The sequence below is a fragment of the Kribbella amoyensis genome (assembly GCF_007828865.1).
Taxonomy (GTDB): Bacteria; Actinomycetota; Actinomycetes; order Propionibacteriales; family Kribbellaceae; genus Kribbella; species Kribbella amoyensis.
On record NZ_VIVK01000001.1, the window covers coordinates 6010052 to 6023622 of the forward strand.

The following is a 13571-nucleotide window of genomic DNA, read 5'->3' on the forward strand; positions in this document are numbered from 1 at the left end:
CGTCACAGTCGTCGCTCCGTCGATCCCGTTCACAGCTTCGGCAAGATGTCGGTCTCCCAGGCTTTCTTACGCTCCTGCGGGGAGAGGTGGCAGGCGACCCGGTGGCCGCCGCCGATGTCCAGCAGTTCCGGCCGATCGGTCTCGCTGGCGCCGTTGTTGAGGTGGGCGTAGTTGCAGCGCGGGTTGAACGGGCAGCCCTTCGGCACGTTGATCAGGCTCGGCGGCGTGCCCTTGATCGGGATCAGCCGCTCGCTGCGTTCCCGGTCGATCCGCGGCATCGACCCGAGCAGCCCCCAGGTGTACGGGTGCTGCGGCCGGTCGAAGATATCCTCGGCGGTGCCGTACTCGATCGCGCGGCCGGCGTACATCACCTGGATGTCGTCGGCCAGCTCGGCCACCACGCCGAGGTCGTGGGTGATGATGATGACCGCGGAGTTGAACTCCTTCTGCAGGTCCCGGATCAGGTCCAGGATCTGCGCCTGCACGGTCACGTCGAGCGCCGTGGTCGGCTCGTCGGCGATCAGCAGGTCCGGGTCGCAGGACAGCGCCATCGCGATCATCGCGCGCTGCCGCATCCCGCCGGAGAACTCGTGCGGGTACGCGTCGACGCGCTTGTCCGGCTGCGGGATCCCGACCCGGTCGAGCATCTCGATCGCGTGCTTGCGGGCGACCGACTTGGAGACGTCGTTGTGGACCTGGTACGCCTCGACGATCTGCCGGCCGACCGTGTAGAAGGGGTGCATCGCCGACAGCGGGTCCTGGAAGATCATCGCCATCCGCTTGCCGCGGAGTTTGCGGACCTCCTCCGGCGTCGCCGAGACCAGGTCCTGGCCGTCGAGCAGGATCTCGCCGCTGATGGTGGCCGCGCCGCGCTGGTGCAGCCCCATGATCGACAGGCTGGTCACGCTCTTGCCGGAGCCGGACTCCCCCACGATGCCGAGCGTCTTGCCGCGCTCGAGCTGGAAGGACAGCCCGTCCACCGACTTGACGATGCCGTCGTCGGTCGGGAAGTGCACGCGGAGGTCGCGGACGTCGAGGAACGCGTCGCCGCGGTCGATCCGCAGTGGCTGGTCCTGCACGGTCTCGTTCGCTGCTTCGGTCACTGGATCCGCACCCTCGGGTCGACGACGGCGTACAGGAGATCGACGATCAGGTTCGCCATCACGATGAAGAACGCGGCGACCAGCGTCACGCCGAGCACCTTGGGCAGGTCGTTCGCCCGCAGCGCGATCACGGCGTACTGCCCGATGCCGGGCAGCGAGAAGGTCGTCTCGGTCAGGATCGCGCCACCGAGCAGGAGCCCGAGGTCCAGACCGAAGATGGTGAGGATCGGGGTCAGCGCGGCTCGCAGGCCGTGCCGCGTCACCACGGTCCGTTCGGTCAGGCCCTTCGCGCGGGCCGTCCGGACGAAGTCCTCGTTCATGGTTTCGAGCATGCCCGCCCGGGTGAGCCGCGCGTACGCCGCGGCGTACAGGAAGGCGAGCGTCACCCACGGCAGGATCAGGTCGTACGCCCACCACGCCGGGTTCGACGCGTCCATCGGGTTCGTCCCACCTTGGGCGGTCCAGCCCAGGCCGTAGCTGAAGATCGACAGCGAGAGCAGACCGGTGAAGAAGATCGGCAGCGAGACACCCGCCAGCGCCACCGACATCATCGATCGGTCCAGCACCGACCCCCGTTTGAGTGCGGAGATGACGCCCGTCCCGACCCCGGCCAGCAGCCAGATACAGGCGGCGCCGAAGGCCAGCGAGGCGGTCACCGGTATTCGGCTGACCAGGTCGGGCCAGACCGGTTGCTGGGTGAGGAAGGAGTAGCCGAAGCACGGCGCCGGGCAGTGCTCCGTCGCCGGGCCGTAGTTGTACTCCTGCCCGACGAACAGGCCCTTCACGAAGCGCCCGTACTGCACGTAGATGGGATCGGTGAAGCCGAGCCGTACCGCTGTCTCGTGAATCTGCTCCTGGCCGGCGCTCTTGCCCACGTACCGCGACGCGAGGTCGTCGGCCGAAGCACCACCGAGCTTCGGTACCAGGAAGAAGATCGAGAACGTGACGGCGGTGACGATGAAGAGCAGGATCACTGCTCCGATCACCCGCCGGACTATGTATGCGAACACCTGCGCGGCACGGTGGCCGGCGGTCCCTCGGGACCCCCGGCCACCTCAGCCTTCACCTACCTCTGCTGGCGAATCATGAGTGGTCAGGGCAACTCAGGAAGTTGCCGCCTACTTCAGGCCGATGCCGGCGTAGTCGTACATGTTCTGGCTGTCGCTGACGTACACGTTGGCCAGCGTGTCCGGGCGGTACAGCAGGCCCTTGGCCCAGATCCCCGGCAGCACCGCGGCCTGCTCCATGACCTTCTTGTCGATGTCGACCCAGATCTGCTCACGCTTGGCCTTGTCGGTCTCCGACAGCGCCTGGTCGATCATCTTGTCGACCTCGGGGATCCGGACACCGAGGTTGGTGTTACCACCGGTGGCGCGGATGACCCGGCTGTCGACGATCTGGCTCATGAAGCCGAAGCCGTCCGGCCAGTCCGCACCCCAGCTGTAGACGATCAGGCCGAGGCTGTTCGCCTTGGCGTAGTCCGGCTTGCCGGCGTACAGCTTGGTGTAGTCACCCGTCGGGAAGCCCTTCGGGGTGAGGTTGATGCCGACCCGCTTCAGCGACTGCTGCAGCGACTCCGCGACCGCCTTCTCCTTCGGCCGGTCGGCCCGGTAGGCGATATTGGTGCTGAAGCCCTGCGGCATCCCGCACTTGGCCAGCGCCGCCTTGGCCTTGTCGACGTTGCCGTTCTTGTCCTGCTCGAAGCCGTAGTCGTCGAACTTCTGCGACCCGGTCACCAGCGGCGGCATCATGTTCGTGGCGATGTCACCACCGATCGGGCCACCGTACGCACGCTGGTAGCCCTCGTGGTCGGCGGCGTACAGGATCGCCTTGCGGCAGTCGATGTTGTCCAGCGGCTTGACCTCGCCGTTGAAGACGGTGAAGTTCAGCCGCGGCGCGGGCACGTTGTCCGCGTTCGCCTTCAGCTGCGGGTTCGCCAGGATCTTCGCCTGGGTCTCCGCGAGCACACCGGTACCGGCGATGTCGACGTCGAGGTCACCGGCCTGCAGCCGGTTGTCGATGTCGGCGCCGTTCACGTTGAAGGCGACGGTGATCTTGTCCGGCAGCGCCTTGCGGCCCGAGTTCGGGTCGGACGCCGGGTCGTACTGGTCATTGCGGACCAGCGCCAGACCCTTGTTCGGGTCGTTGCTCTCGAACTTGTACGGGCCGGTCGAGATCGGGTGCAGCTTGTACTTGGCCCCGTTGTCCTTCGCCTGCGGCACCGGTGCGGTGGCCGGCAGCTGGGCGAAGTAGTCGAAACCGGAGAACGGCTTGTTCAGGTGGAAGACGATGGTGTAATCGTCCGGGGTCTCGATGGCCTTGGCGATCCCGGCCATCGTCGGGTCCTTGTAGACGCTGTAGCCCTTCGGCACGTCCAGCAGGAAGTCGTTGAAGTACGTCGGGCCGTTCGGCAGCGTGGCCTTGTCCAGCGACCGGGCGACCGCGTACTTGACGTCCTTGGCCTTGACCTCGGTGCCGTCCTCGAACTTGACGCCCTTGCGGATCTTGTAGGTCCACGTCTTGGCGCCGTCGCTCGGCACACCGGCGGCCTCGGCGAGGTCCGGAACGACCTCCGCACCCTCCTTGCCGGGGGCCGACTTGAAGACCATCAGCGGCCGCACGTAGTTGCGGACCAGGTTCCAGGACAGGCCGTAGTAGGTGTCACCGGGGTCGGTGGAGTCCCAGTTCTCGGTGATGGCCATCCGGAGCGTGCCACCCTTTTTGTCGCTCGGGTTGTACGTCCCCTTGACGGCCGCGTCGTACTCCGCCTTGGCCGTGTTCCCGCCACCGCCGGAGCCACCGGACCCGCCGGAGCCACTGTTGCCCCCGCAAGCCACGAGGCTCAGTGCGACGGCCGCACTGACGGCGGTAGCCGTCGTAATGCGATTCCATCTCATCTTGTTGCACCCCTTTATTCGTGAGAGCCAGGCTCCCTGGTTGGAGAGAAGTCCTATCGCGAGCGGGGGTCGAGGGCGTCCCGCAGCCCGTCACCGAACAGGTTGAAGGCCAGCACCGTGACGAAGATGGCCAACCCGGGCGGGATCATGTACAGCGGAACGACCTGGTACCAGTTCGCGGCGGTCGACAGCATGTCGCCCCAGCTGGCCGTCGGCGGCCGGACACCGACACCGAGGTAGGACAGCGCCGCCTCGAACAACACGTTCGTGGGGATCAGCAGGGTGGAGTACACCAGGATCGGCGCGATCAGGTTCGGCAGCAGCTCGGTGAAGAGGATGTACGGACGTCGCGCGCCGAGACTCCGGGCCGCGTCGACGAACTCCCGCTCCCGCAGCGACAGCGTCTGGCCGCGGATGATCCGGCCGATGTAGGGCCAGCTGAAGAACCCGATGATGAAGACGATCAGCGCGACCCGCAGTGAGTCGCCCTGCAGGCCGAGCAGCTTGTCCGGGATGGCACCGACCAGGGCCAGCGCGAACAGCACCAGCGGGAAGGCGAGGAAGATGTCCATCAGCCGGCTGATGATGGTGTCGATCCAGCCGCCGAAGTAGCCGGCGACGATCCCCATCACGGTGCCGATCACGACCGAGACGATGGTGGCGAGGAAGGCGATCAGCAGCGAGATCCGGGCCCCGTAGACGATCCGGGCGAAGATGTCGCGGCCGTTCACCGGCTCGATCCCGAACGGGTGGTCCCAGCTGATCCCGTTCCACTTGGCGATCGAGGTCTGCAGCGACGGATCGACGAGGTCCTGGTGGAACTCGTTCGGCGTGACCCCGAAGATCTTGCAGATCAGCGGGGCGAAGACCGCGACCAGGATCAGGAAGACGACGACGAAGCCACCGGCCAGGGCGACCTTGTCGCGCTTCAGCCGGGTCCACGAGATCTGCCAGAGTGACCGGCCCTCGATCTTGCCGGCGCCCTCGAGCAGAGCCTCCGGCTGCGCCGACGACGATCCGGGCTCGACCTCGAGTGGCGTGCTCACGCGCTGCGTTCCCCTGACTTGTTGTGGTCACCGGCCGAAACCGGCATGGCTGCCGCCTAAAACTGCCGCCGAAACCGGCCGGAGTCAAACGCGGAAAGTACTGCGTTGCCCGATCGTGATGCTGTGGAAATCGTCCCGTATCGTGGACAGTCGGCAGTAAACCATGTCCTCGCACAACCCGTCGTGGGCGCCTCGCCGAGTGTCACTTCTTCAGGGTCGAGAAGGTCACGAACGACAGCGGGCTGAGCGCCGTCTCGAGGTTCTCCACGTCCTGGCCGGCGACCACGGTGAACCGGTTCTGCCAGCTCGGGACCAGGGGTGCGTCCCGCGCGATCACGGCCTGCAGGTTCTCGACGATCCGCTCGCGGTCCAGCTGGTTCTGCGCCGCGATCTCCTGGTCGACGAGCTTGTTCGCCGTCTGCGAGCGGTACCCGTTCTGCAGGGCGCCGCCCTCGCGGACGATCGGCACCAGATACGCGTCGGAGTCGGGGTAGTCCGGCATCCAGCCGGAGTGATAAATGTCAAAGGCGCCGGCCCTGGCCAGCTGCTGGTACCGGGGCCACTCGACGCTGCGCAACGTCACCCGGAACAGCCCGGACGCGTCCAGCTGCCGCTTCACCTCGGCCACCTCGGCCTTGGCGCCGGCGCCGTAGTGCGTGGGGGTCCAGCCGAGCGTCAACGGCACCGGCGTCGTGATCCCCGCGCCGCGCAGGATCGTGGTCGCCGCGGCCTTGCTGGGATCCTTGTACTCCGTCCGGAACGCGTCCGCCTGCCCGCCGAACCCGGGCGGCACCGGCGAGTACAGCGGGGTCACCTGGTCGCCGTACACCTTCTTGGCGATCGCCTGCCGGTCCAGCAACTGCGCGACGGCCCGGCGGACCGCGGGTTTGCGCGCGTTCGCGGACTTGAAGTGGAACGAGAAGAACCGGGTCTCCGCCGACGCCGCCTGGACCACCTGGTACTTGTCGCCCTCGCGCAGCTTCTCCAGGTCGCTCGCGCCGAGACCGTGGAAGGCGAGATCCACCTTGCCGGTACTGATCGCCTGGTTCAGCGCGGCCGGGTCCGCGAGCATGCTCAGCTCGACCCGGTCGTTCTGCGCCGCCCGCGGACCGCGGTACCCCTTGAACTTGGTCAGGCTCGCGGACGCGCCCGGCTGGTACGCGGCGAGCTGGTACGGCCCGCTGCCCATCGCCTTGTCCGGCAGGAGTTCCGCCGCCGGGTAGAACTGCTCGTCCACGATCGAACCGGCCGTGGTGGTGAGCAGGTACGGCAGCCGCGCGTCCGGCTTCTTCAACGTGAACACGGCCGTCAGCTCGTCCGGCGTGGTGATCGAGGCGACCGACGTGAACAACGCGGCCCCACCGCCCGGCACCTTCAGCCGCAGCATCCGCTCGAAGCTGAACTTCACGTCCGACGAGGTCAGCTTGTCGCCGTTCGGGAACGTGAGCCCGCTCTTCAGGCTGCAGGTGTACGTCGTCGGTGCGTCGTACTGGCAGTCGGCGGCGTCCGGGACCGGGGTCGGTTTGCCCGGCGCCATCGTCAGCAGGGTCTGGTAGAGGTTCGACAGCAGAGTGCGCGAGCCCACGTCGTACGGGCCCGCCGGGTCCAGCGACGTCACCTTGTCGGTGCTCGCCGCCCGGATCACCAACTGCTTCGGTGTCTCGTTCCCCTGCCCCGGCTGATTACCGGACTTTCCGCATGCCGCCATCGAACCGGCCACTACGCCGGCCGTGGCAAGCGCCACCAGACGACGCCCCACCACCATCACCACTTCCACCCTCTCGTCCCCAGACACGCCCCCGCGGGCACTCAAGAAAGGTAGCGCCTCAGCGGAGCAGGTGACGCAGCGCCTCCGGGGTGATCGGTTCCAGTGACTTGACGATCAGCCGGCGCGGTGCCTCTGGAATGGCGACCCACTGCGGCACCGACACCACGTACGCCCCGGCCGCTGTGCCGGCCTCGGTCCCGGTCAGCGAGTCCTCGATCACCACGCAGTTCGCCGGGTCGACGCCGAGCGCCTTCGCCGCGGTCAGGTACGGCTCCGGGTGCGGCTTGCCGTTGACCACCTCGTCACCGGCGACGACCACGTCGAACAGACCGGCCGGCACGTGCGTCAGAACGGCCTCGATCATCAACCGGAACGACGCCGACACCAGCGCGCACGGGATCTCTTCCTTGTTCAGCGCCTGCAGCAACTCCAGCGCGCCCGGCCGGAACTCGACCTCCTGCCGGAGCGACTCGATGACCTGCGAGAACATCCGCTCGGCCAGCTCGTCCGGCGTGATCGTGCCGGCCGGGATCCGCGCCATCCAGACCTTCAGCGCGTCCCGCAGATCGCTGCCGACCAGGGTCATGCAGTCCTCGAGGGTCCACTCGGCGCCGAGTGACGCCATCAGGTCGATCTGCACCCGTGCCCAGACCGTCTCGGAGTCGACCAACGTGCCGTCCATGTCCCACAGCACCGCTTGCAAGGTCATCGGGGATCCTTCGTCTCGCCGGGGTGCGCCAGCAGCGCCTCGGTGGACTGTTCGGGGTGCAACTGCGGCTCCTCGGTTCGGCGGAACGGGCTCGGACAGCCCCACCAGTCTCGCCTGAGCCTCCCGATCGCCCGACGCCGGGTCCCGGTACTCCGCCCGGTTGTTGCCCTTCCGGGACATTCCGCTGGGCGTGAAACCCGGCGCGTCGGCAGCCCCTGAGACGTAGGCTGGCAGTCCCGGTGCTGCCAGTGCCGGAGTGACCGAAGAGACGACTAGGACAGGGGGTGGCGAGTGGTAGATCTCGCGAGCCTGAGGGACCCGGTCGTGATCGCCGCGTTCGCGGGCTGGAACGACGCCGCCGAGGCGGCCACCGGCGCAGTGGACCACCTGATCGAGGAGTGGGACGCCGAGCTCGTCACCGCCATCGATCCCGAGGAGTACTACGACTTCCAGGTGACCCGGCCGACGGTCGGCTTCGACGCCGACGGCGTCCGCCGGCTGACCTGGCCGACCACCCGGATCTTCGTCGCCCGTCCCACCGACACCGACCGCGACATCCTGCTGATCCGCGGCATCGAACCGAACATGCGCTGGCGCAGCTTCAGCCAGGAACTGCTCGCCCTGGTCGACGAGTCCAACGCCCAGCTCGTGGTCGTCCTCGGCGCCCTGCTCGCGGACTCCCCGCACACCCGCCCGATCCCGGTGAGCGCCTCGTCGTCCGACCCGGAGCTGACGGCGGCCTGGAGCCTCGAACCGTCGACGTACGAAGGGCCGACGGGGATCACCGGAGTCTTCGCCGACCAGTGCGGCACCCTCGGCGTACCAGCTGTGTCGATCTGGTCCGCGATCCCCCACTACATCGCCGGTACTCCCTGCCCGAAGGCGTCGCTGGCGCTGCTCGGGAAGATCGAGGAACTGCTGGATCTACCGATCCCCGAGGGCGATCTGCCGGAGCTGGCGCGAGCCTGGCAGCGAGGCGCGGACGAGCTGAGCGAAGAGGACCCGGAGGTCGCGGAGTACGTGGCGACCCTGGAGGAGCAGCGCGACACGGCCGACCTCCCCGAAGCAACAGGCGACGCGATAGCAGCCGAATTCGAGCGCTACCTGAGACGCAGAAACAACAACCACCCAGAAAGCTGATCAAGTCCTGCGGTGAGTCGGTGGTGTCACTCCGAAGCTGGCTGAGCACGCGAGCAGGCTCGCAGGTGTAGTTGATGCGGGCGACCAACCTCACGCGAGCGGGCGCCACCCGGCCGAGACATGACCGCCCAACCAGAACTGTGAGCTTGCTCGCGTCCCCGGCCCGGCAACTGCTGGCGGTCGAACGTCAGCAGGGTGTGGTGGAGGTGCGTGCGCTTCGACAGGAGGTCGTTGGTGTTGTGGGCTGTTCGAGTGGCTGGCGTCGGCTCACGAACTGTGGACTTGGCTGCTACCTCCTGTTCGAATGCTCGCTGCCAATCCGACCCCCTCAATCAGAACTCCCCAGCACCCCGACAGCCAAGTGCTGACCGTCAGGGGCCGGACCTTCGTGCGGACTACAGCTTCACGCCAAGCAGGGCGTCGATTGCCGTCGCCACGACCGCCGGGGCTTCGGTGTCTTCGCCGTTCGATTCCGCCCACTGGTCCACCGCTGCCAACGCCGCCGCGGTGTCGAGGTCGTTCGTCAGCGCCGCGCGGATCGCCTCCACCGCGGCAGCGCCGTCGGGACCGCTTCCCCGGCCCACCGCGCCGCGCCACAGATCCAAGCGCTCCTGGGCGTCCAGCAAATCGGAGTCCATCCAGAACCAGTCGGTCCGGTAGTGATGCGCCAGCAGCGCCAGCCGGATCGCCATCGGGTCCGCACCGCCCTGGCGTTCCTTCGACACCAGGACCAGGTTCCCCTTGGACTTCGACATCTTCTCGCCGTCCAGGCCGACCATCGCCTGGTGCACGTACGCCCGGGCGAACGGGTGCTCCCCCGTCGCGCACTGCGCCTCGCTCGCCGACATCTCGTGGTGCGGGAAGATCAGGTCGGAGCCGCCGCCCTGGACGTCGATCGTCATGCCCAGGTAGTGCAGTGCGATCGCCGAGCACTCGATGTGCCACCCGGGTCGCCCACGACCGAACTGCGAGTCCCACGCCGGCTCGCCCGGCCTCTCGCGCTGCCAGACCAGGCAGTCGAGCGGGTCGCGCTTGCCCTCCCGGTCCGGGTCGCCGCCGCGCTCGGCGAAGAGCGTGCGCATCGTCTCCGCGTCGTACGACGAGATGCTGCCGAACGCCGGGTCCGCCTTCACCGCGAAGTACAGGTCGCCGTCCACGTCGTACACCGCACCCGCGCGCTGCAGGTCGGCGATGCGCTCGATCACCAGCGGGAGCGACTCGACGACGCCCACGTACTCCTGCGGCGGGATCACCCGGAGCGCGGTCATGTCGTCGCGGAAGAGCTGGATCTCGCGCTCGGCCAGGTCGGTCCACTCCACGCCGGTCGCGGTCGCGCGCTCGAGCAGCGGGTCGTCCACGTCGGTGATGTTCTGCGTGTAGTGCACCTGGTACCCGGCGTCGCGCCAGAGCCGGTTGATCAGGTCGAACGTGACGTACGTCGCCGCGTGGCCCATGTGGGTCGCGTCGTACGGCGTGATCCCGCAGACGTACATCCGGGCGGTCCCGGCGTCCGTCGGCGGTACCTCGACCAGGTCGCCCGACGCGGTGTCGTAGAGGCGAAGACGCCGGGCCGGCCCCGGTACGACCGGGATTTCTGGGTTCGTCCACGCCTGCATGGAACGGAGCCTATCCAGTCAGCAAGTTCGCGACACGAACAGGTTCCACTTCCCGAGCACCGCCACGCTCAGCCCTCTTCCGGTGTATGTGGCCCCCACACCCGCGCAACGTACTCCGCGAACGGCACCGGCTCCCGCCCAAGCACCTCGCGTACGCCGGTCGCCGGGCGCGCCAGGGTCCCGTCGGCGATCACCTCGAACATCCCGACGAGCGACGCCACCACCTCCTCGGGCAGACCCTCCGCCCGCAGGTCCGCGGCGTAGTCGGCTCCCGTGATCTCGCTGTACGAGATCGGCCGCCCGGTCGCGGCGGAGATCCGCGCGACCGCGTCCGCGAACGTCAGCCCCTCCGGCCCGGTCACGTCGTACACCCGGCCGGAGTGACCGTCCTCGGTGAGCAGCGCGACCGCGACCGCGGCCACGTCCTCGACGTCCACGAACGGCTCGGGCACCGTCCCCGCGGGCAGGGCGAGCCGGCCCGCGAGCACCGGGGCGTACCAGAGGTCCTCGTCGAAGTTCTGGCTGAAGTTGTTCGCGCGGATCACCGACCACTCGGCACCCGAAGCCTGGACCACGCGCTCGGCCTCGACCATGCTCTGCCCGAATCGCCCGGCGTAGGTGTCCGCACCACGCCCCGACAACACCACGAACCGCGAGACCCCAGCGGCGACCGCCTGCGCCACGAACGGCGCGACCGGCTCCACCTCCTCGGGCGCGACCAGGTACACCGCGGAGACCCCACGGACCACGTCGGCCCAACTGCCCGGATCGGACCAGTCGAACGGCGGGTCCGCCTTCCGCGATCCCGCGCGGACCTCCACGCCCCGCTCCCGCAGTCCCCGGACCACCCGTCGCCCGGTCTTCCCCGTTGCCGCCAGCACCAGAATCGTCATGCCACCATCCAGCCCGATCCGGCCGCGATTCCCCATGGCCGATCGTCCGGGCCGCATGTCCGTTGGTCCGGCTCCTTACCCTGATTCCATGGACCCGCTCGACGACCTCCTCCGCGGCCTCCGTGCCAACGGCGCCGTCCTCGGTACCCCGGCCCTGCCCTCGCCGTACGCCCTGCGCTTCACGGACGAGGCGGCCCTGACCCTGCTCGCCCCACTCCGTGGCGAGGCGTGGATCGTCGCGGACGACGCCGAGCCGCAGCGGATCCGGCCAGGCGATGTGGCGGTGGTGAGCGGTCCGAAGCCGTTCGTCGTCACCGACTCCCCGGACGGTCCGCCGCGGGCGCCGATCGACACGACCTGCGACGGCTCGATCGGCGCGCACCCGATGCCCGGGGCAACAAAGGGGACGGTCCTGCTGGCCGGGGCGTACCACGGCCGGCAGCAACTCCCCCAGCGACTTCGGGAGGAGTTGCCCACGGTCGCCGTGGTGGTCTCGGACCACGACTGCTCACCGCTTCGGGACTACCTCGAGGAGCGGATCGCGGCCGGCGCCCTCGGTCGGCACGTGGGCCTCGATCGGCTGATCGACTGGTTGATGGTGTGCACGTTGCGCGACTGGTTCGAGGTCAACTCGCCACCCTGGTACCAGGCACTCGGCGACGACGCGATCGGTCCCGTCCTGCAAGCACTGCACACGTCCCCGGCCGCGCCCTGGACGCTGCAGACCCTCGCCGGAATTGCGGGTGTCTCGCGGACCACGTTCGCCCGCCGGTTCACCGAGCTCGTCGGCGAACCGCCGCTCGCGTACCTGACCGACGTGCGGATGACCCTGGCCGCCGATCTGCTCGCCGAACCGGGAGCCACGGTCGCGGCGGTCGCGCGTCAGGTCGGGTACGCCGACGCGTTCGGCTTCAGCTCGGCCTTCAAGCGCGAACGTGGCGTCAGCCCCGCGGCGTACGCGAGACCGGCCTGACCTGGCCGGTCAGAACGCGGGCCACGGGATCGCCGGCCAGTCGTCGCTCGGGTACGGGAAGATCCCCGTCTTGAGCAACGCGGCGCACCGCTCCCGGGTCGCGGTCAGTTCGACCGTCGTGATCAGCTCGCACAGGTCGGCCCCGAGCTGACCCGCCAACTGGTCGGCCAGCTTCCGGACGTCGTCGAGCAGCTCGCCCGGGATCGGCTCTCCGGCCCAGCCCCACAACACCGTGCGCAGCTTGTCGTCGGCGTTGAAGGTGACCCCGTGGTCCACACCGAAGACGCGCCCGTCCCCCGGGTTCAGCACGTGGCCGCCCTTGCGGTCCGCATTGTTGACGACGGCATCGAACACGGCCATCCGCCGCAACGCGTCGATCTCGGCGTGCACCAGGGTCACCGGATTGTGCCGGCCGTCGAGCGCGTCCAGCACGCCGACCCAGCCCTTCGGTACCCGGCCCTGCGGAACGATGTCGACCAGCTCGGTCTCGCCCGCGGGCAATTCGGCCTCGTCGATCCACAGCTGGACCATCCCCTCGCCGAGTGGCCCGTCGCGCAACAACGTCGGCGGGACGACGGACCAGCCGAGCGCCTCGGACACGACGTACGCCGCGTACTCGCGCTCGGCCAGCGTGCCGTCCGGGAAGTCCCACAACGGACGCTCGCCCTGGACCGGCTTGTACACCACGGTCGCGCTCTCGCCGTCGAGGCTGACGGAACCCTGGAAGGTGCCGTTCGACGCGGCGACCAGACGGCCGTGCAGGGACAGTTCACCCCGCCGCAGCAGGTCGGGATCGGTCATTCGCGGACGTGCCGGCGGTAGCCGTTGGCGCGTGGGCAGATGTGCCCGTCGGCGTCGATCGGGCGGCCGCAGAACGGGCAGCTCGGCCGGCCGGACGCGACCAGGGCGACGGCCCGGCGGGCGAACGCGCGGGCCTGCTCCTCGCTGATCCGGACGATGAAGACCTCGGACTCCTCCGACTCCAGCGCCGCGGCGACCGGGTCGGTCTCCTCCAGCTCGACCTGCTCGCCGGTGACGACCGCGAACACCTCGATCACCACCCGTTCGGCGTCGGCCTCCCAGGCCAGCGTCATGGTGCCGGCCCGGAACTCCTCCTCGATCGGCTGCTCCAGCGGATCGGTGTCGTCCGCTCCGGCCGGGGTGGCCGGCTCCCGGTCGAACCGCCGGGCCACCTCGTCCAGCATCACGTCGAGCCGCTCGGCGAGCGCCATCACCTGTTCCTTCTCACAGGCCACCGAGGTCAGCCGGGAGCCGTCCCGGGCCTGCAGGAAGAAGGTCCGGGCACCGGGTTCTCCGACGGTGCCGGCGACGAACCGGTCCGGATCGTCATACGAATGCACTACGCGCGCCATAAAAAGCACCCTAGGGCATGTCCGGTAATCATCCGCAGCCGCGAGCAGGACCG

General features: G+C 68.7%; 12 protein-coding genes. 2 read left to right on the top strand and 10 right to left on the bottom strand.

Features of this window, described 5'->3' with window-relative positions:
• Nucleotides 1-29 precede the first annotated feature (29 nt).
• The 6 genes from FB561_RS28075 to FB561_RS28100 form a co-directional block, all read right to left on the bottom strand.
• Nucleotides 30-1103 carry an ABC transporter ATP-binding protein gene (locus FB561_RS28075; protein ID WP_145811816.1) on the bottom strand — a complete coding sequence of 358 codons (1074 nt, stop codon included), beginning with the start codon at nt 1101-1103 and terminating at the stop codon, nt 30-32.
• Entirely contained in the window at nt 1100-2113 is a 1014-nt protein-coding gene (locus FB561_RS28080) for an ABC transporter permease (protein WP_145811819.1), read from the bottom strand. The genes FB561_RS28075 and FB561_RS28080 overlap by 4 nt, the downstream gene beginning before the upstream one ends.
• Nucleotides 2114-2221: 108 nt before the next feature.
• Entirely contained in the window at nt 2222-4000 is a 1779-nt protein-coding gene (locus FB561_RS28085; protein ID WP_145811821.1) for an ABC transporter substrate-binding protein, read from the bottom strand.
• A 53-nt stretch (nt 4001-4053) separates the two neighbouring features.
• Nucleotides 4054-5046 (bottom strand): ABC transporter permease, encoded by a 993-nt coding sequence (locus FB561_RS28090; RefSeq protein WP_145811823.1) that lies wholly within the window; start codon nt 5044-5046, stop codon nt 4054-4056.
• Between the two features lie 202 nt (nt 5047-5248).
• Nucleotides 5249-6754 carry an ABC transporter substrate-binding protein gene (locus tag FB561_RS28095; protein ID WP_238335101.1) on the bottom strand — a complete coding sequence of 502 codons (1506 nt, stop codon included), beginning with the start codon at nt 6752-6754 and terminating at the stop codon, nt 5249-5251.
• 118 nt (nt 6755-6872) lie between these two features.
• Entirely contained in the window at nt 6873-7523 is a 651-nt protein-coding gene (locus tag FB561_RS28100) for an HAD family hydrolase (protein WP_145811827.1), read from the bottom strand.
• 291 nt (nt 7524-7814) lie between these two features.
• Between FB561_RS28100 and FB561_RS28105 the strand changes: the two genes are divergently transcribed.
• The gene (locus FB561_RS28105; protein WP_145811829.1) at nt 7815-8663 is read left to right on the top strand and encodes a PAC2 family protein; all 849 of its coding nucleotides are present in this window, start codon (nt 7815-7817) and stop codon (nt 8661-8663) included.
• 395 nt (nt 8664-9058) lie between these two features.
• Here FB561_RS28105 and mshC read toward each other — a convergent pair whose 3' ends face one another.
• Nucleotides 9059-10279, bottom strand: a complete 1221-nt coding sequence (mshC, locus tag FB561_RS28110; protein WP_145811831.1) for a cysteine--1-D-myo-inosityl 2-amino-2-deoxy-alpha-D-glucopyranoside ligase — start codon at nt 10277-10279, stop codon at nt 9059-9061.
• A gap of 68 nt (nt 10280-10347) precedes the next feature.
• Nucleotides 10348-11172 carry an NmrA family NAD(P)-binding protein gene (locus FB561_RS28115; RefSeq protein WP_238335102.1) on the bottom strand — a complete coding sequence of 275 codons (825 nt, stop codon included), beginning with the start codon at nt 11170-11172 and terminating at the stop codon, nt 10348-10350.
• Nucleotides 11173-11260: 88 nt separating this feature from the next.
• On the opposite strand from FB561_RS28115, the gene FB561_RS28120 reads away from it, so the two are divergent.
• Nucleotides 11261-12145 (top strand): AraC family transcriptional regulator, encoded by an 885-nt coding sequence (locus tag FB561_RS28120; RefSeq protein WP_145811834.1) that lies wholly within the window; start codon nt 11261-11263, stop codon nt 12143-12145.
• Between the two features lie 9 nt (nt 12146-12154).
• Here FB561_RS28120 and FB561_RS28125 read toward each other — a convergent pair whose 3' ends face one another.
• Nucleotides 12155-12946 (bottom strand): SCO1664 family protein, encoded by a 792-nt coding sequence (locus FB561_RS28125; RefSeq protein WP_145811836.1) that lies wholly within the window; start codon nt 12944-12946, stop codon nt 12155-12157.
• A complete protein-coding gene (locus tag FB561_RS28130) occupies nt 12943-13518 on the bottom strand; it encodes a DUF3090 family protein (RefSeq protein WP_145811838.1) in 576 nt (191 codons plus the stop codon). The genes FB561_RS28125 and FB561_RS28130 overlap by 4 nt, the downstream gene beginning before the upstream one ends.
• Between the last annotated feature and the right edge of the window lie 53 nt (nt 13519-13571).

Coding starts and splice junctions, on each gene's coding strand:
- FB561_RS28095 (WP_238335101.1), bottom strand. CDS start 6,754: ATGGCGGCATGCGGAAAGTCCGGTAATCAGCCGGGGCAGGGGAACGAG.
- FB561_RS28115 (WP_238335102.1), bottom strand. CDS start 11,172: ATGACGATTCTGGTGCTGGCGGCAACGGGGAAGACCGGGCGACGGGTG.
- FB561_RS28085 (WP_145811821.1), bottom strand. CDS start 4,000: ATGAGATGGAATCGCATTACGACGGCTACCGCCGTCAGTGCGGCCGTC.
- FB561_RS28125 (WP_145811836.1), bottom strand. CDS start 12,946: ATGACCGATCCCGACCTGCTGCGGCGGGGTGAACTGTCCCTGCACGGC.
- FB561_RS28120 (WP_145811834.1), top strand. CDS start 11,261: ATGGACCCGCTCGACGACCTCCTCCGCGGCCTCCGTGCCAACGGCGCC.
- FB561_RS28130 (WP_145811838.1), bottom strand. CDS start 13,518: ATGGCGCGCGTAGTGCATTCGTATGACGATCCGGACCGGTTCGTCGCC.
- FB561_RS28100 (WP_145811827.1), bottom strand. CDS start 7,523: ATGACCTTGCAAGCGGTGCTGTGGGACATGGACGGCACGTTGGTCGAC.
- mshC (WP_145811831.1), bottom strand. CDS start 10,279: ATGCAGGCGTGGACGAACCCAGAAATCCCGGTCGTACCGGGGCCGGCC.